Genomic DNA, 15,676 nt, shown 5'->3' on the forward strand with positions numbered 1-15,676 from the left:
GGCTTGGCACCAGGGAGTACTCGAAAATGGCGAATGACGTCGGCGCCAGCGGGCTCATGAACGGCAAGCGCGGGCTGATTCTCGGCGTCGCCAACAATCGATCCATCGCCTACGGCATCGCCAAGTCGGCGCGCGCCCACGGGGCGGAGATCGCGCTGACCTATCAGGGCGAGGCGCTGAAGAAGCGCGTGGAGCCTCTGGCCGCGGAACTGGGCGGGCATCTGGTCGGCCATTGCGACGTGACCGAGCCGGCCACCATGGACGCCGTCTTCGCCGAGACCGAGCGCCTGTTCGGCAAGCTGGACTTCCTGGTCCACGCCATCGCCTTCTCCAACAAGGACGAGCTGGACGGCCGCTACGTCGACACCACGGCGGACAATTTCAACAAGACCATGCTCATCTCCTGCTACTCCTTCACCGCCATCGCGCAGCGGGCGGAGAAGCTGATGGCGGATGGCGGCTCGCTTTTGACGCTGACCTATTACGGCGCCGAGAAGTGGATGCCGCACTATAATGTGATGGGTGTCGCCAAGGCGGCGCTGGAAGCCTCCGTGCGCTATCTGGCGGCGGATCTCGGCCCCAAGAACATCCGCGTGAACGCCATCTCCGCCGGCCCCATCAAGACGCTGGCGGCCTCGGGAATCGGCGATTTCCGCTATATCCTGAAGTGGAACGAGCTCAACTCGCCGTTGCGCCGCACGGTGACCACCGACGAGGTGGGCGATACCGGCGTCTATCTGCTCTCCGATCTCTCCCGCGGCGTTACGGGCGAGGTGCATCATGTGGATGCGGGCTATCATATCGTCGGCATGAAGCACCCCGATGCGCCGGACCTTGCTCTCGTGCGGGACTGAATGCGGCCCGGGCCGGCCACCGAGTCGGAGCCGCCCGGACCTTCGTCGCGGCCCCATGGGTGGGGCGCGGCCCGTTTGAAGGTGGGCATCCGAACGCCTAGATTGCCCCGCAGTCGAAGCTGGATGCTCTCCAGCCGCCGTGTCGGGATCGAGGAGTTGACCATGAGCCCAGTGCGCTTTTCCCTCCGGTCGCCGTCCGCGCTCCGTCGCCTCTCGGCCCTCGCGGGCGCAGCCGCCTCCGCGGCGCTCGCCCTGTGCGCGCCCTCCCCGGCCGCGGCGCAGGCGCCGCCGGATTTCAAGTCCTACACTTGGCAGGACCGGCTGTTTGGCCCGGGTGGTGCGATCTCGCCCCATTATGTCAATCCGTCGCTGCCCGGCATCGCCTATCTCACGCGCACCGGCGGTGGCCCGCGCGGCATGGTTCTGGGCGTCGCCACGGCCGACATGCTGTGCCAGGCCTCCCAGTGGCCGGTCGTCCAGGTCCTTTCGGGCCCGCCGGGCGTGCGCGTCACGGTTGAGCCCGGCACATTTACCGCAACCGGCACCGACGCCGGCTCCACCTATTGCCTCGGCCGTCCGGTCAGCGGGGTCGTGGTGCGCACGTCCGGCCGCATCCCCAAGGGGGGCGCCACCTTGACCTTGCGCGTGACCTATCCGCCCCTCGGGGCCTGGTATGACCATGTGGTTCGCGTGCCTGCGCGCTGATCGCGCACGCGATGGAAGGGGGAAGATGGCCATGACGAGGCTGGCAGTTCGTGAAGGGGCGGCGCGCGCCGGACTGGCCATGCTGCTGCTGGCGGCCATGGCGGGGACGCCGGCTTTCGCCGAGCGCGACAATGACCCAGACGCCTATGTGGTGAATTTCTTTACCGGCGGCGGCAAGGACGGGGTGCTGTTTGCCGCCGGCACGGCCAACCAGCAATGCATCAGCCAGGGCCCGGCACGGATCGAGGTGGTGTCCACCTCGCCCGGCTTGCGGCTGAACGTGCAGCCCGGTTCGTTCGTGGTTACTGGCACCGACTATGGCTATCTGGTCTGCCTCGGCCAGCGCATTCCCGGCGCCATCGTCACCGGCAGCGGCAGCGGGCAGGCCCATATCCGCGTCTATTATCCGCCCATCGGCCAGTGGTACGACCACACGCTGACCGTAGGGCACTGAGATGAAACGGCACTTTCTGGTTCGCCACGGGGAGACGGACTGGAACGTGGCTGGCCGGCTCCAGGGCCGCACCAATATCCCCCTGAACCGCCTGGGGCGGTTCCAGGCCGCGCAGGTCGGCCGGGTGCTCCACCAATTGGTGGGGGATGTCTCGGCGCTTGACTATGTGTCGAGCCCGCTGGCGCGGGCGGTGGAGACCATGCGCATACTGCGCACCACCCTCGACCTTCCCGCCCACGCCTTCGAGCAGGATCCAGACCTCGCGGAAATTTCCTTCGGCCGCTGGGAAGGCCACACCTGGCCGGACCTGCGCCGCCGGTTCGGCGACGAGGTGAAGGCGCGCGATCTGGATCCCTGGACCTTCCTGCCGCCCGGCGGAGAAAGCTATGTGCAGCTTGCCGCCCGCGCCGAGGCGGCCCTGGACCGCTTGCCGGGGGATGCGGTGGTGGTGACCCATGGAGGCATCATCCGCGCCCTCCTTCATGTGCGGGCGGGCATGCCGGCGGGCGAGGCCGCCATCCTGCCCGTACGGCAGGGCGCCATCTATGTGCTGGCCGGTGGCATGTTCAAGGTGGCGGACTGACCCTCCTGCCCCGCCGCCTCAGGTCACGGCGACCCAATTGCCTTCCGGCGTCCGGCAGGCGATTCCCCGCGAGAGCTGCGGCTTGCCCTGAAGATAGATGGTGTGGGTGAAGTCCCGGCAGCGGGCATAATTGGGCCGGGAATAAGCGGGCCCGGCAATGACGGTGCCATGGGCGCCGTTGTCGCCCCGCCAGCCGACGGGCGAGCCGGGGCCGCCGGTCTCCAGCGCCGTGGTCTCGGCCGCCATGGCACGCTGCCGGTCGGCATCGTCGAGCCCGGTGCCGAAGGCGCCGCCCAGCAGCCCGCCGGGCGCGGCGACCAGTCCCTTGCTTTCCGGCTCCGGGGTCAAGCTGGCGAACATGCCCGTTCCCGCCGGCTGGGTCCCGCCGTCGGTGACGCAACCTGCGAGCAGAGTAGCGCCGAGCACCACAGCCGCCAGTCTGCACGCCTTCATGAAACCCGTCCCCTTCAGCCCAGTGCCTTTTCGATAAGCACGCGAACGGCGCCACATCAATGCCTCAGCATCGGAATGGGTGTGGCATTTTTCAACACCCGCTTGCCCGTTCACCCGGCGGGCGCGGACGGCAGCACCAATTCGGCCCGCAGCCCGCCAATGGGCGCCGTGGAAAGTTCAAGCCGTCCGCCATAAAGATCGGCCAGTTCCTGCACGATGGACAGGCCCAGCCCAGAGCCCGGCTTGGATTCGTCGAGCCGCCGCCCGCGCCGCCCCACCTCGGCCCGCTTGGCGGCGCCCAGGCCAGGTCCGTCGTCGTCGATGATGACCCTCAGGAAAGTGCGGTCCGCCGGCTGGCGCGGGCGTTCGGCGAACACGCGCACCTCGATGCGGCCGTGGGCCCACTTGCAGGCATTGTCCACCAGATTGCCCACCATCTCCTCCACGTCCTGCCGCTCGCCGCGAAAGCGGACAGGATCGGGCGCGATGACATCGATGGCGAGATCCCGGCCGCGATGGATCTTCTCCATGGTGCGCGCCAGGGAAATCACGATGGAGCGGACCTCGCAGACGGTGGCGGGCGCAGCGGACACGCGGGCCGCCAGGCGCGCCCGTTCCAGATGGTGCGCCACCTGGTCGCGCATGACGCCGGCCTGGTCCCGCACCCTCTGGGCCAGCGGATCGTCCCGCGTGCCGGCCTCGTTGAGCAGAACCGAAAGCGGGGTCTTCAGGGCATGGGCGAGATTGCCCACATGGGTGCGGGCCCGCTCGACAATCTCCTTGTTGGCGTCGATCAGCGCATTCACCTCGCCCACCAGGGGCGAGATTTCCTCTGGATACTCCCCCTCCAGGCGCTCGGCGCGACCCGAACGGACGGCCGCAAGATCGGCGGAGATGCGGGCGAGCGGCTTCAGGCCGAACCGCACCTGGAACAGCACGATGAGGAGAAAGGCGACGCCGAGCACCGCGAAGGTGCCCATCAAGGCCAGGTTGAACTGCACCATGTCGCCCTGGATTTCGCCCGCATCGCCCGCCACCGTCACGATGAAGCGGCCGTCCTCGCCGAGATCGACGCTGCGCTCCACGGCGCGCAGCGACTGGCCTTCAGGCCCGGCGAGATAGCCCTCCCGCACGGCCCCGAGCGGAGCGCTGGCAGAATCGGCGCGCACCAGGGGCAGGACGAAATCCACCAGGGAGCGGGAGGTGCGCACGCGGCTGGCGGTCCCGTTCACTCGCGTCACCTGCCAGTACCACCCCGACATGGGGAAGAGGAACAGCGGGTCGCTGAGGGCCTGGGGATTGGGCATGTCCATGCCCGGCGCGGGGGTGCCCGCCACCTCCGCCACGATGGTCTTCAGGTAAATGTCGAGCCGCCGGTCGAAAGCCCGCTCCACCCCGCTGCGATAGAGCGAGGACAGGACGAAGCCCACCACCAGCAGCACCGCCGCGGTGATGACCACGGCAAACAGGAACAGGCGGAAGGCAAGCGAGCCGGGCTGGGTCTTTTCGGCCATGGCCTCAGACCGGGGCGCCGCGGCGGGAGGGCCGCATCACCGCGTCTCCGGCGGCACAAGCAGGTAGCCGAGCCCACGCACGGTCTGGATGACGTCGCATTCCAGCTTCTTGCGCAGGCGCCCCACGAACACCTCGATGGTGTTGGAGTCCCGGTCGAAGTCCTGGTCATAGAGGTGCTCGACCAGTTCCGCCCGGGAGACAACCCGGCCCATGTGGTGCATGAGATAGGCCAGCAGCCGGTATTCATGGCTGGTGAGCTTCACCGGGCTGCCATTGACCGATACCCGGCCCGAGCGGGTATCGAGCCGCACCGGGCCGCAGGACAATTCGCTGCTGGCATGGCCGGTCGCCCGCCGCAGAAGGGCACGCAGGCGCGCCAGTACCTCCTCCATGTGGAAGGGCTTTGACACATAGTCGTCGGCGCCCGCATCGAACCCCTGGACCTTGTCGCTCCAGCGGTCACGGGCGGTGAGGATGAGCACCGGCATGGTCTTGCGGGACCGCCGCCAGCTTTCCAGGACCGAAATGCCGTCGCGCTTGGGCAGCCCGATGTCCAGGACCACCGCGTCATAGGGCTCGGTGTCGCCCAGATAGAGCCCCTCTTCGCCATCGAAAGCGGTATCCACCGCATAACCCGCCTCGCCCAAGGCCGAGACCAGCTGGCGGTTGAGATCCGGGTCGTCTTCGATCACAAGCAGGCGCACGATAGGCCAGTTCCTTCGGCGGAGGGTCGAGCGGCACACGTTCGGGGCCCGGCCGAGGACGGGTCCGAGCCCGCCCTTGAATCGTGCTCCGTCAATATCTTGAAAGCTAATTCAGCCGCCGGCCCTATTCAACCCGGCGGCGACCCGCGCTCACCAGCCGCACAGGGTCCGGCCCACCGCATTATGGGCTTTCACCTCCCGGATGGTCTGGTCGCTGTCCGCCACCGACCAGTTGATGGGGCGGGCCACCTGGCAGAACACCCCGCTCCCGCCGCCAACCGTCGTCGGCGCGCAGGCGGTCAGGGTCAAGGCCATCACGATCGGCATCCCCGCGCGCCCGGCGCGCCGCGTCCACAGCCCGCTCGTCATCCCTTTCTCCCTTGCGTTGCCGATCCTGCCAGCCGCGCTGGGCGGCGCGGCGATCCACGATGAGGAGCAGGGCGGCGGTGCCCGCCACCGCCGCTACCCGCCAGCCGAAGCGCAGGGCCAAAAGGCCGAGGCCGGCGCCCGCCAGCCCCGCCAGGAGCCACCAGGGCACGCCGTAGGCCAGGCCCTCCGCGAGGACCTCCAAGGCGCCGCTCACAGCCCGGCCCCCGCGCCATCGAGATCCAGCGCCTGCGCCCGCCGCGCCCGTGCCCGCGTGCTGCGCCAGGCGAGCGCGAGACCGGCGCAGCTGGCCAGGAGGCCCGCCAGGGTGAGGGCGGAAAACAGGAGGCTCAAGGTGGGGGAGCCGGCCGCCAGCGGGGCGATCTGCCGGGCCGCTTCGGCGCAGGCTGTGGCAAGCAGCCCGCCGGCCGCGGCGGCTTGCCCGGTTCCGGCCTTCGGCAGGGGCGCGAGGCTCTCCGGCGCGGCCTTGGCGGTGCCCGCCTCGGCCCGCGCCGGGTCCCCGGCCAATGCCACCGGAACAGCCGGGCCGCCGGCCGCCAGCGCACGGGCGGCGAGGCGCACCTCCCCCACTCGCCGCGCCCAGCCGGTGCCGAACACCGGCCAGGTCTTCAGCGCCCGCAGCATGGCGAGGCGGCGGTCGCACACTCCGTCGATGACCCCACGCAGATCGGGCGCCGCGCGGGCCGCATCCAGGGTCAGCGCGCCCACCTGCCCGTCGGCGTTGACGCCAAGGGCCCGCTGCAGCCATTTGGCGGCTTGGGCGGGGCCGGAATTCACCGCCGCGTCAAACACGCAATAATCCAGGCCCGGCGGCAGATCGTCGGCGCGCACCGCCTCCCAATATTGCCGCCGATAGATGGTGCGCAGTTCCTCCTCCGCGATGCCCCGCACCGGGCGTAGCGGCGCGCCGGAGGCGCGGCGGAAGGCATCGTAGACGCGCTGCGTGATGCCTCGCATGGTCGGCCCGCCGGGATCGGCAGGATGATTGGAATAGCCGCCCTCATGGACGAGCACGCGCGCGAGCGCGGGCGCGAAGCTGGACGCTGCCACGCAAACCTCCTAATGTCTGTGAAGATGGGTTCGGCCCAACATATAGGCCGTTCAGCCGGGGCGCCCTGCCGCTACGGTCACGCTTGGTCGAAAGAGGCGCTTGGTATGGACCGTATACTGGCCTGGATCTTCATGATCCTGGCCCTCATATTCGTCACCTTCGTCTTCTATCTTCAGGTCAACTCGCTCGGGGTGCTCTACAACTATCACCGCCGGTCAAACGAGATCGATTGCCACTATTATACGGGCACCTATTTCACCAAGACCACCTACCACAATGCCCGCGGCTTCTGCCCCCTCTGGCAGGACGTGTACTGACGCCCGCGGCACCACCGGAAGGCTTGAGGCCGCCCCCACCGGACGCGCAAAAGCCGCCACGTCGGTGACGTGACGGCCGCTTTGCGATGCCAGCCGGCGGCGGGGCCGCCGGCCGCGCGATCAATGGGCGCCGGCGGCGGTGCGGCGGGTCTTCCAGAGGGAGAAGATCACGCCGCCCGCGATCATGGCGAGGGTGACGCCCAGCGAAATGGCGGGGTCGAGCTTGCCGTAGAAGTGGTTCCAGAAGATCTTGCCGCCGATGAAGACCAGCACCAGCGCCAGGGCGTATTTGAGATATTCGAACCGGTGCACCATGGCGGCCAGCGCGAAGTACAGGGCGCGCAGACCCAGGATGGCCATGATGTTGGCGGTGAAGACGATATAGGTATCGGTGGTGATGGCGAAGATCGCCGGCACCGAGTCGACCGCGAACACGAGGTCGGCAATGTTGATGACCACCAGCGCCAGGAAGAGCGGCGTCACCCAGAGCACGACCCGGCCCGTGGCGGGGTGGGGCTGGCGGACGAAGAAGCGCTGGCCGTGCAGCTCGGGCGTCACCCGCAGGAAGCGGGAGAGCAGGCGCACCAGCGGATTCTTCGACACGTCCGCCTCGCCTTCCTTGACGATGAGCATCTTGATGCCGGTGCCCACGAGGAAGGCGCCGAACAGCAGCAGCACCCAGTCATATTCCTGCACCAGCGCCGCGCCGACGCCGATCATGATGCCGCGCAGCACCAGCACGGCAATGATGCCCCACACAAGGGCCCGGTACTGGTAGACCCGGGGAATGGCGAAGTAGGAAAAGATCAGCGAGATGACGAAGACATTGTCGATGGAGAGCGCCTTCTCGATGGCGTAGCCCGTGAAGTATTGCAGGCTCGCATCAGGCCCCATCGCGTACCAGATCCAGCCGCCGAACACGACGGCAACGGCGATGTAGAAAGCCGACAGCTTCAGGCTTTCGGCGATGCCCAATTCCTTGTTGGCCTTGTTGAGCACGCCAAGGTCGAAGGCCAAGAGCACGAAGACGATGGAGAGGAAGCTCAGCCAGAGCCAGAGCGGCTTGCCGACCAGGTCGGCGGTGAACAGCGACAGCAGGGTTTCCATGGGATCCTCGGGTCAGGGCTCCGGCGAGACACGCACGTCTGGTCCGCAGCGCGGGGGCGCGCCGCAGACCAGAGGGGGCGGGGACCGCCCGGAGGCTGTGATGGAGAGAGGACCGACATGGCGGCTGACGCCGTCAGAGGGGCCCGGACCTCAGGTCAGGCAAATGGGGGAAGCCGCTGGCGGTCAGCGCAGCGACTTGACCCCGAGGGGGGCGAAGCGGCGGCGCTTGCGCACCACCATCACCTCGGCGATCTGGCGCCCCTCGCGGCGGATATAGTCGATCTGCATCCCGATCTGGCGCTTCATCCGCTTCAGGTCGAGCAGGCGCTCGCCGTCCGGGTGGGCGGCCCCACGCTCTGCCGCCATTTCGCCCTCGAGGATCGTGCGCCGCGCCGTCAGGGACTTAAGGAACTGGTCCACGTCAACCTCCTTTCGATGTCCCAAGGATGGCGTGGACGAGCTCATAGCTCCAATGCATAGTCTCAATATCGCCAATTGATCCAGACTATCGCCATGGCCTTCCGTCCCACCCATCGCCAGCTCGAATATGTGGTCGCGCTGGCCGACACCGGCCATTTCGGTGCGGCGGCGCGGCGCTGCCATGTCTCGCAGCCGACGCTCTCCGTGCAGATCGCCCAGCTGGAGGCGCAGCTAGGCGCCCCTCTGTTCGACCGGACGCCCGGCCGCGTCCAGCCCACCCCGGTGGGCACGCAAGTGGTGGATGCGGCACGCCGCGTGCTGCTGACCCTCGACGACATCGTGGCGGCGGCAGCGGGCAGCACCCGCAACCTGGGCGGCCTGATCCGGCTGGGCGTCGCCCCCACCTTCGGCCCCTATTTCCTGCCGAGCCTGCTGCCGTCGCTGCACGCGAAATATCCCGCGCTCCAGATCTACATCAAGGAGGAGCGGCCGACCGTCATCCTGCGCGAGGTGATTTCCGGCGCGCTGGATTGCGGGCTCGGCCCGGCACCGGAGACCAGCCACGCCGTCACCTTCCGACGGCTGTGCCTGGAGACCATCTTTCTGGGCGTGCCGAAGGACCACCGGCTGGCGCCCGCCGGCCATGTGGACCCCAAGGCCTTGCGGGGCGAGCGGCTGCTCACCCTGGGGCGCGGCCATCACCTGTTCGAGCAGGCGCGGGAACTGGCCATCGCCTGCGGCGCCGACATGCGGGAGGACTACGAAGGCACCAGCCTCGACGCGCTGCGCCAGATGGTCCTCATGGGCATGGGCCTGTCGCTGTTTCCCGAGCTTTACGCGCGCTCTGAGTTCCGCGTGCAGGACCACATCGCCCTGCTCACCCTGGACGGCTGGCCCGCCAGCCGGGACATGGGCTATTTCTGGCGCGCCGGCAGCGGGCGCGCCCTGCAGTTCGAGGAGCTCGCCCGCGAAAGCGAGGCCACCTGCACCGCCCTCGGCCTCGCCTCCCGCTAGGGCGCTCTCCCATCAGGAGGTCGGGGACCATTTCAACGGTCCGGCCAGCGCAAGCTGATCGGGCTTGCTCCAGGGCAAGGCCTAATCCGGCACAGCCGGCGCCTCCAAGGCCAGCACCTCATGGGGCAGGAAGGCCTGCCGGGGAAGCCCGGACAGGCGCGGCACGGCGGCGGCGTGGGCGGGGTCCCACAGCACCCGTTCCGGCAGGATATGGGTGGTCCCGTCGGCGAGCGGCACCGGCACCAGCCAGGCACCCGGCGAGGTCTCGCCGCGCACCAGATCGGCATCAGAGGCGGTGAGGCGGATGAAGGTCTCGCTCATGTGCTGATGGCCCCCATGGCCAGGAGATAGGTGCGGATGGCGGCGTAGAGGGCGGCATGTTGTGCGTCGGTCAGGTTCCCGCCAGCGACCACGGCGGCAACTTCTGCGTCCGAGTACAGCGTGGTGGTGGTGCTCAGGACCGCCAGCTTGTTAGACAGCGCGGTGCTCGTCGCCGTATCGGTCTTGGCGAGCGCACCGTTGCGATAGAAGCGCTTGGTGGTGCCATCCGCCCGCGACACCACGAACAGGCCGGGCGCATCGCCGCCGGTGCCGTAGGCGGTGGTGCCGTCATTCATGCGATAGGCATAATCGCCCGTGCTGGCGTTGCGCCGCCCGAGCCGCCCCGCTTCGGTGAACAGGTCCAGGCCCGAGCCGCTGGAGGGGGTGAGCACCCACAGGCCGGCGCTGGCGTTGTTGAGCTGCAGGTTGGCGGCGATGGTCGACGGATCGTAGCCGGCAGCGCGGAGATAGGCCGCGACGCCATCGCCCTTGAAGCCCCGATTGGCGGTGAAGACCGGGCTGTTATAGGCCGCCAAATCGTAGGCAGGGGCGATCCAGTTGAGCCGCGCCGCCTGGTTGTCGTGGGCCGCCAAGAGGCAGAGAAGGTCGAGGCGGGTCCAGACGCCGGCGGCGATCAGCGCCCGGATGAGGGTATCCATGGCCGCCACGCGACCGGCGGAGGGCGCGGTGGCCATGCGCGCAATGAGGGCCGTGGTGGCCGGCGTGCGCCCCCCTTTCGGCCGCCAATAGGCGGCGCTCATCAGCCCTGTGCCGAGGCGGATCATCGGTCGGCCAGGGCATAGAAGGACAGACCCGTGGTGGTCCCGGTCGCCCAGATACGCCGCACCTGCACCGGCGGCAAAGGCTGGAGGCCAGGAGTGGCGCGCACGTCCACCGTATCGGCATCGCCTGCGGCCCCCACCGCCGTGACGCGGATGGTGGCGACGCCGCCGGACACATCCCCGGGCACATAGACCCAGACGCCCTTGGCATAGGGATCGAGGTCCGCGCTGTCGGAGGGGCTCACCAGCCGCAGGGTCCGGGCCGGCGAGGAAGCGGAGGGGGAAAGCGCACGCAGGGGATCGCGCGCCGCATCATAGGCCATGATCGGTCTCCGGGATTTGGGGAGGAGAAAGGGAAGGCCGGCTCAGGCCACGGGGGCCGGGCAGGACAAGAAATGGATCGCCACCCGCACCGTGCCGCCGGTGAAGGCGCCGCCATTGGCGGACAGGCGCACGGGGGTCGCCGCATAGAAGGCGGTAGGGCCGATGACGCCCATGTTGGAGGCGCCGACGGAAATCCCCAGCGACCCGCCGAACTTGGTGCGCTCGGAGGGGGTGCCGCAATCATAGGACGTGGCGCCCGTCACGACGGTGACCGTCCGGGTGGAAACGCCGAGCACAATGGCGCGGTCGGGAATGGCCATTGTGGTGGAGACCGCCGAGCCGGAGAGCGTGACGTCCTCCTCCAGCACCCGCGCCTCGATGGCGGCCCCATGGGCGCTGGCGGCGAGCGGCGACACCCAGCGCGTGCCGTCGAACAGCAGCACCCGGCGCACATCGGCCACATAGGCCAGCAGGCCGGAGGGCAGGTCGAAAAAGTCCCAGGCGCCCGCCTCGTAGGCGGCGATGCGCCCGGTCTGCCCGGCCCAGGCGCCGGTGGCGCCGGATGGCACGAGCCAGCATTGCCCCTCCCCCGGCGTGGTGGGGGGCGTGGCCACCGTCAGGCTCTCCAGGCGGGGCTGGATGAGCGCGTCGAGGCGGCGGATGGCCTCATTGTGGGTCACATGCTTCTGCGCCTGCGCCGCCGCGATATAGGGCAAGGCGAGGCGTGCCGTGGTCTCGGCCATGGCGGTCTCCGTCGGGTTCGAGAAGGGGTGCCGCGCTCACACGGTCCGCGTGGCGCGGGCGGGCGCGCCCGGCCCCAGCACGGCGGAGACCTGGGCGACGCGGAAGGTGATGGAGGAGAGCGGGCGGCCGAAATCCGCCACCTCGCTGGCGGCCGGATAGAGCCATTCGGGGGTCGAGACCGTCACCGCGCGCCGCACGCTTTCGCCGTCCAATATGTCCAGGCGATAGGCCTCCACCTCCTCGGCAAGCGGCGTGTCGGCGGCGTCGAAATCCCCGTCCACCCGGCTGCGGCGCACCCAGGTCAGGCGAAGGCCCTCCCCCGTGCGGCGCGCGGCGAGATGGACCGGCGAGAGCGGCCGCAACGCCCGCCCGCTGACGGCCCCGGAGACCTCGCTCACGTCTTCATCGCCATGGTCGCGATCGGCCCGGCCGACGCGATAGATGAAGCTGCGGCCATAGGCGGAAGGCCCCGATGCGAGCACGGCCAGCGTGCGGTCGAGCAGCACGATCCGCGTGCCCGCTGGCCAGGCCGCGGCCCCGGCGGCTTCCGTGCCCGCCTGCCCGCGCAGGAGGCCGGTGAGGGCATAGGTGCGACCTTCCAGCAGCTCGGCGTTGGTGAACTGGATCACCTCGCTCTCCCGTCCCTCGGCCATGAGGGCGAGGAGATTGCCGCCCTCCAGCACCTGCGCTTCCGAAAGCCCCTGGAGCAATCCGCCATTCAGCTCCACCAACAGCCGCGAGGAACGATCGAAGCGCCAGGCGGGCCCCGTCGGCAGATCCTCCAGAACCTGCCCGAGCGTGGCGGGCGCGGAGAGCGCGGCGATGGCCTCGAAGCTCGCCCCATCGGAGGAACGCCAGACCGCGAGCGCACCGGGCCAGGGCGACACGAAGGCCGCCAGGTGCTGGAGCGGCACGGGATCGGCCGCCTCCAGGAGCGGCAGGTCCAGAAGCTGAAGGTCCGGCGGGCCCGACACGGCGGGCAGGCGCACGGTGCCGCCGCTATCGGCCCGGAGCGAGGCCTCGAACAGGTCCGGCTCGATGGAGCGGGCACTCACCGCGCGCGTCTCACGGTCCTCGATGCGGGTGATCTCCAGGAGGCGCGTGCGCCCGTCGCAGGTCACCTCCACCACGTCTCCGGCGCTGAGCGCGAGGCGCGAGGGCGGCAAGGAGAAGGTGGCCGTCTCCCGCCCCGCCCACAAATCCTGAAGCCACACATCCGCCGCCCGCCCCATGAGCGCGGCGGACGCCACCACGGACAGTTCCGTGCGCGCCACATGCAGGCTCGCCCCCGACAGGCGGCGGGAGGCGACCGTGGCGGTGCGATAGTCGCTGGCGCCATCGATGAAGGTGAGGCCCACCTCCACCGGCAATTCGCTCTCCTGCGCCCGGGTCAAGGCGAGCGGCGCGGCGCCCTCCTCCACCACCAGATCATCCTCCGTGAGGGAGGCCACCACCGCCCCGCCGCGCGGCAGGAAGGCGACGGCGCCCGCCTGCTCCACCGCATCGAAACCGAAGGCGCGGCCGAGCGGCTCGAGCGCGGATCGGGCGGACATGGGCTGGTCCACCAGATAGCCGTCCACCACGCCGGGCAAGGCGTCCGCCTCCACCTCGCCGGCCCCATGGTCGGCGCAGAGCTGCGCCACCAGGTCGGCGAGCGGCGCGGTGCCCAGGCGGCCATTGAGCCAATGGCCGGTCTGCCAGTTGACGCCATCCGCCCAGAGATCGGTGGCGAGGGGAAATTCGGGATAGGGCCGCGCATCCCAGGTCCACAGGAAGACGCAGCCCTCCTCCACCATGCGCCCGCCGCCGGGCCGGGGCGGATTGTCCGCATCCCCGGCGCCGAAATCGGCGTCGAAAGTGGACAGCACTGCCTCCAGCGCGCGACGCTGGATCAGGTCGTCGCGGCGCCGGTCGGAGAAGGGCGGATAGCCGCCCTCCGCCGACTTGGCATCGGGAAAGACGCTCGGCCGGTTGCTGCCCTTGTCCACCGCCGGACAGCCGGCCTCCATGAGGCGGATGGGCTTACCGTTGGGTACGAAGGCGGTGGGAATTGTGGACCGGACGCCGCCGATGCGCTCGTGATGGGCCTTCGACCACCAGGACCAGAGATCCTTTTGCCGGAAGACCCACGGCTCGGCATAAGCGGCATCGGTGATGGCCGTGCGGGCCTGCGCGCTGCGGGCGGCCTCGTCCGCATAGAACCAGTCGAACGCCTCCCCCGCCTTGAGATTGGCCTTCAGGTAAGCGGGGTCATGGATGGACCGCGCCACCGCCCGGTCGAGATGGGTGGCGCCTGCCCGCCAGTCGGAGAGGGGCGGATAATAATCCAGCCCCACGAAGTCGATGGCAGAGGACGACCACAGGCCATCCAAGGGAAAGCGCAGGTCGCCGCCGGGCAGGAGCTGGGCGCCATATTCGGTCCAGTCGGCGGCATAGGAGACCTTAGTGCCGGCGCCCAGAATGGCCTTCACATCGCCCGCCAGCGCCGCGAAGGCGGCGACCGCCGGAAAGCTGCCATCCTCCGCCCGCACCCGCGTCAGCGCGGCAAATTCCGAGCCGATGAGGAAGGCTTCCACGCCCCCCGCCAGCGCCGCGAGGTGCGCATAGTGCAGCACCATGCGGCGCAGGCTCCATTCGGCCGGGCCGAAATAATAGACCTGTCCCGCATAGACGCCGAAATCGGTGCGCGCCGCGCTGCCGAACAGATGGGCCACCTGCGTGCGCGCGCTCGCCGTGCCATCCGCGCTGCCGGAGCGCCCGGGCGCGGAATCGCAGGTGATGCGGCCGCGCCAGGGATAAGCGGGCTGGTCGGACGCGCCCGTCCAGGGATCGGGGCGCCCATTGCCGGCGGGAATGTCCATCATCACGAAGGGGTTGAGCGTCACCTTCAGGCCGCGCGCCTTGAGGTCCGCGATGGCGTGCAGCACGGAGCTGTCCGAAGGCGTGCCGCCATAGGCCGCCACGCCCTCGTGCCGGCTGGCCGCGCTCGCCAGCAAACGCGGCAGGCCGTTGACCATCCAGGCATTGGGCCAGGTGGACTTGTCCAGCCGCTCCACCTTGGGGCGCACCGTGCAGGTGCCCGCCCGCAAATCATCGCCGAACCACGCCACCACCAGCGAGACGCGCTCCAGGCTCGGGCAGAGGGCCTGGAGATGATCGAGCGAGGCGGCAAAGTCCGAGCGCGCGGTGGCCACATGGCGGTTTTCCGCATCATAGGAGCCGGGCCCGTAGACACGCCGCACCTCGCCGGGCTCATAGCCGAATTCGGTGGAACCGGGGATCAGCGTCATCGCCTTCAGGTGTCGTTCCAGCCGGCCCACGGCGCGCTCCACCTCCACCGCGATCTGCGGCAGGCGATTGCCGAATTTGGCGAGCGGCATGCGCTCGAACACCAGATAGGCCAGCCCCCGATAGGCCGGCGCCATGCCAGATCCTTCCTTGGCCTCGATCCAGGGATCGGGGAGCTGGTCCTCGCTCCCCAGATAGGCGCGGATCACATAGGCGGTGGCGTCCAGCGGCTTGCCATCGGCCCAGATGCGGCCGATGCGCGTCACCGGCCCCTCGCACAAAGCGACGGCGAAATTGGCGAAGTAGGAGTAGGAAAGGGTGGTGGTGCGCGTGGAGGTGCGGGCGCTTTTTCCGCCGGCCGACTGCACCTGGGTGGACACCACCTCTTCGAGCCGCGTGCCCCAGATGACCTGCCCGGCCACCCGCACGCGCCCATAGATGCGCGGGATGGGCGCGCCGGCATTGGAGGTCATCACATCGAGGTCGGACAGCCGCGCGCCCTGCACCACCTGACTGCGTCCGCCGCCGGTCAGCGCCGCATCCGCCACCGCGCCCCCGAGCGCCCCCAGCGCCCGGCCCGCAATGGCGCCGAGCGGACCGAACAGGGCGCCGCCCACGAGCCCGCCCGCACCGCCGAGAAGCAGCGTCGCCAT

The 15,676-nt window shown here is 69.5% G+C and carries 18 protein-coding genes and 1 pseudogene; 6 read left to right on the forward strand and 13 right to left on the reverse strand.

What is annotated here, in order from left to right; genetic code table 11:
• Nucleotides 1–26: 26 nt before the first annotated feature.
• The 4 genes from fabI to ACT54L_RS07865 all read left to right on the forward strand — a co-directional run bounded on the left by fabI (nt 27) and on the right by ACT54L_RS07865 (nt 2,596).
• A complete protein-coding gene (gene fabI, locus ACT54L_RS07850) occupies nt 27–854 on the forward strand; it encodes an enoyl-ACP reductase FabI (protein WP_476084978.1) in 828 nt (275 codons plus the stop codon).
• Nucleotides 855–1,016: 162 nt separating this feature from the next.
• A complete protein-coding gene (locus tag ACT54L_RS07855) occupies nt 1,017–1,559 on the forward strand; it encodes a hypothetical protein (RefSeq protein ID WP_476084979.1) in 543 nt (180 codons plus the stop codon).
• A 31-nt stretch (nt 1,560–1,590) separates the two neighbouring features.
• Nucleotides 1,591–2,013: a hypothetical protein gene (locus ACT54L_RS07860; protein WP_476084980.1), complete on the forward strand. Its 423-nt coding sequence runs from the start codon at nt 1,591–1,593 to the stop codon at nt 2,011–2,013.
• Nucleotide 2,014: 1 nt separating this feature from the next.
• Complete coding sequence (locus ACT54L_RS07865) at nt 2,015–2,596, forward strand: histidine phosphatase family protein (protein WP_476084981.1); 582 nt, start codon at nt 2,015–2,017, stop codon at nt 2,594–2,596.
• An 18-nt stretch (nt 2,597–2,614) separates the two neighbouring features.
• On the opposite strand, the gene ACT54L_RS07870 is transcribed toward ACT54L_RS07865, so the two are convergent.
• The 6 genes and pseudogenes from ACT54L_RS07870 to ACT54L_RS07895 all read right to left on the reverse strand — a co-directional run bounded on the left by ACT54L_RS07870 (nt 2,615) and on the right by ACT54L_RS07895 (nt 6,705).
• Nucleotides 2,615–3,049 (reverse strand): hypothetical protein, encoded by a 435-nt coding sequence (locus ACT54L_RS07870; RefSeq protein ID WP_476084982.1) that lies wholly within the window; start codon nt 3,047–3,049, stop codon nt 2,615–2,617.
• Nucleotides 3,050–3,159: 110 nt separating this feature from the next.
• Nucleotides 3,160–4,053 (reverse strand): sensor histidine kinase, encoded by an 894-nt coding sequence (locus ACT54L_RS07875; protein ID WP_476085190.1) that lies wholly within the window; start codon nt 4,051–4,053, stop codon nt 3,160–3,162.
• A gap of 100 nt (nt 4,054–4,153) precedes the next feature.
• Nucleotides 4,154–4,396, reverse strand: a pseudogene (locus ACT54L_RS07880) (hypothetical protein); the annotation flags it as partial.
• 203 nt (nt 4,397–4,599) lie between these two features.
• On the reverse strand, nt 4,600–5,268 hold the full coding sequence (locus tag ACT54L_RS07885; RefSeq protein WP_476084983.1) for a response regulator transcription factor: 669 nt from the start codon (nt 5,266–5,268) through the stop codon (nt 4,600–4,602).
• A gap of 150 nt (nt 5,269–5,418) precedes the next feature.
• The gene (locus ACT54L_RS07890; RefSeq protein WP_476084984.1) at nt 5,419–5,637 is read right to left on the reverse strand and encodes a hypothetical protein; all 219 of its coding nucleotides are present in this window, start codon (nt 5,635–5,637) and stop codon (nt 5,419–5,421) included.
• Between the two features lie 210 nt (nt 5,638–5,847).
• Nucleotides 5,848–6,705: a glycoside hydrolase family 108 protein gene (locus ACT54L_RS07895; RefSeq protein WP_476084985.1), complete on the reverse strand. Its 858-nt coding sequence runs from the start codon at nt 6,703–6,705 to the stop codon at nt 5,848–5,850.
• A 105-nt stretch (nt 6,706–6,810) separates the two neighbouring features.
• Between ACT54L_RS07895 and ACT54L_RS07900 the strand changes: the two genes are divergently transcribed.
• Nucleotides 6,811–7,023, forward strand: a complete 213-nt coding sequence (locus tag ACT54L_RS07900) for a hypothetical protein (RefSeq protein WP_476084986.1) — start codon at nt 6,811–6,813, stop codon at nt 7,021–7,023.
• 120 nt (nt 7,024–7,143) lie between these two features.
• Here ACT54L_RS07900 and ACT54L_RS07905 read toward each other — a convergent pair whose 3' ends face one another.
• Nucleotides 7,144–8,130: a TerC family protein gene (locus ACT54L_RS07905; RefSeq protein ID WP_476084987.1), complete on the reverse strand. Its 987-nt coding sequence runs from the start codon at nt 8,128–8,130 to the stop codon at nt 7,144–7,146.
• A gap of 183 nt (nt 8,131–8,313) precedes the next feature.
• On the reverse strand, nt 8,314–8,550 hold the full coding sequence (locus tag ACT54L_RS07910) for a hypothetical protein (protein WP_476084988.1): 237 nt from the start codon (nt 8,548–8,550) through the stop codon (nt 8,314–8,316).
• Between the two features lie 93 nt (nt 8,551–8,643).
• Here ACT54L_RS07910 and ACT54L_RS07915 point away from each other — a divergent pair, with 93 nt between their 5' ends.
• Nucleotides 8,644–9,564, forward strand: a complete 921-nt coding sequence (locus ACT54L_RS07915; RefSeq protein ID WP_476084989.1) for a hydrogen peroxide-inducible genes activator — start codon at nt 8,644–8,646, stop codon at nt 9,562–9,564.
• 81 nt (nt 9,565–9,645) lie between these two features.
• On the opposite strand, the gene ACT54L_RS07920 is transcribed toward ACT54L_RS07915, so the two are convergent.
• From ACT54L_RS07920 to ACT54L_RS07940, 5 genes are read right to left on the reverse strand one after another with little or no spacing between them, the layout of a single operon-like run.
• The gene (locus ACT54L_RS07920) at nt 9,646–9,885 is read right to left on the reverse strand and encodes a hypothetical protein (protein WP_476084990.1); all 240 of its coding nucleotides are present in this window, start codon (nt 9,883–9,885) and stop codon (nt 9,646–9,648) included.
• Nucleotides 9,882–10,646, reverse strand: coding sequence for a hypothetical protein (locus ACT54L_RS07925; RefSeq protein ID WP_476084991.1), 765 nt, complete (start codon nt 10,644–10,646; stop codon nt 9,882–9,884). The genes ACT54L_RS07920 and ACT54L_RS07925 overlap by 4 nt, the downstream gene beginning before the upstream one ends.
• A 20-nt stretch (nt 10,647–10,666) precedes the next feature.
• Nucleotides 10,667–10,990 (reverse strand): spike base protein, RCAP_Rcc01079 family, encoded by a 324-nt coding sequence (locus ACT54L_RS07930; RefSeq protein WP_476084992.1) that lies wholly within the window; start codon nt 10,988–10,990, stop codon nt 10,667–10,669.
• A 42-nt stretch (nt 10,991–11,032) separates the two neighbouring features.
• A complete protein-coding gene (locus ACT54L_RS07935) occupies nt 11,033–11,734 on the reverse strand; it encodes a DUF2793 domain-containing protein (protein WP_476084993.1) in 702 nt (233 codons plus the stop codon).
• Nucleotides 11,735–11,770: 36 nt separating this feature from the next.
• Nucleotides 11,771–15,676 (reverse strand): baseplate multidomain protein megatron, encoded by a 3,906-nt coding sequence (locus ACT54L_RS07940; protein ID WP_476084994.1) that lies wholly within the window; start codon nt 15,674–15,676, stop codon nt 11,771–11,773.

It is taken from the genome of Aquabacter sp. DMC10, from assembly GCF_056314145.1.